Here is a 1,229-nt window from a genome sequence, read left to right as displayed (position 1 = left end):
GGTGATGACAATAAAAGCGTATTAGTGTGGTCTATTTGGGGGGCTTATCAATTGTTAAGTGCCGGTAAAGTGCCTGATTGGCCTGAGTTTAACAGTTTGGATATTGATAAACTCAATGGTAATTTGGCACAGGCCAGTGCTGCACAAATTAATAGCTATCCTGATTGGTTGTGGCAAAAAGCGTCTGAGGAATTAGGTGAGCAGTGGCCCCTTATCGCTCAGGGCCTAAATGTGCCTGCTAAAACTTACCTCAGAGCAAATACACTTAAGTGTGGCCTTGGCGATTTAAAGGCATCTCTTGCTCAAGAAAAGATTGAATGTGAGCACTTGCCAAGTAGCGAGGCACTTGAGGTAACGCAATATGGACACTTGTTCAAATCTCAGGCGTTTTCAAAAGGCTGGTTTGAAATGCAAGATGCAGGCTCGCAGCAAATTGCTCAGCTACTTGAACCAAAAGCGGGGCAGCGTGTGGTAGATGCATGCGCAGGTGCTGGTGGTAAAAGTTTACATATCGCTGCGCTAATGCAAAACAAAGGCTATGTGCTCGCTATGGATATTCACCAGCACAAATTAGATACGCTAAAAAAGCGTGCTAAACGTGCAGGTGTTCATATGCTTGAAACAAGAGAAATTAAAAATAGCAAAACTATCAAACGCCTAAAAGATAAGTTTGACCGTGTTTATTAGATGTTCCATGCTCTGGTACTGGCGTGTTACGTCGTAACCCCAGATGCTAAATGGCTTTTAAAAAGCGAAAACATTGAATCACTGGTGTCACTTCAAGCTGAAATTTTGCAGCGTTACAGCCAAATGTGTAAGCCGGGCGGGCGCTTGGTGTATGCAACTTGCTCAATTCTACCGAGTGAGAACCAGCAACAAGTACAAACCTTTTTGGCTAATAATACGCAGTTTAAACTTGTTGAAGAGTTGCACCTGCAGCCTGGTATCAATAGCGACTTTGATGGTTTTTATGGTGCCGCACTTGAACGTCAGAGTTAATGGCTAATTAAGACTGACGCGACCACTAAAATTGCAAATGAACACATCCCATTGAGCCGTTTTATATGTTGACGGCTCTTTAGCACTTTGCCTAGCTTTGTACCAGCTAATAACCATAAAGCATCGATAACAGTTACTAAACTAATGCATATCAATGCGGTTAATAGTAGCGAATGAACATGTGGTGTAGTCCCTATGTTAAACTGTGAAAACAGTGTTATTAGTGATGC

The 1,229-nt window shown here is 42.5% G+C and carries 1 protein-coding gene and 1 pseudogene; one reads left to right on the top strand and one right to left on the bottom strand.

Annotated elements, in window-relative coordinates; translation table 11 throughout:
• Window positions 1–24 precede the first annotated feature (24 nt).
• Window positions 25–999, top strand: a pseudogene (locus tag SANK73390_RS17240) (RsmB/NOP family class I SAM-dependent RNA methyltransferase).
• Here the strand turns inward: SANK73390_RS17240 and SANK73390_RS17235 are convergent.
• Window positions 996–1,229 (bottom strand): hypothetical protein (locus tag SANK73390_RS17235; protein ID WP_462767664.1); only part of this gene is annotated, 234 nt, incomplete at its 5' end. The pseudogene SANK73390_RS17240 and the gene SANK73390_RS17235 overlap by 4 nt on opposite strands.

The organism is Pseudoalteromonas sp. SANK 73390, from assembly GCF_054966645.1.
Note: the sequence above shows the minus strand (reverse complement) of the source record. Positions and strands in the feature narration are given on the sequence as shown.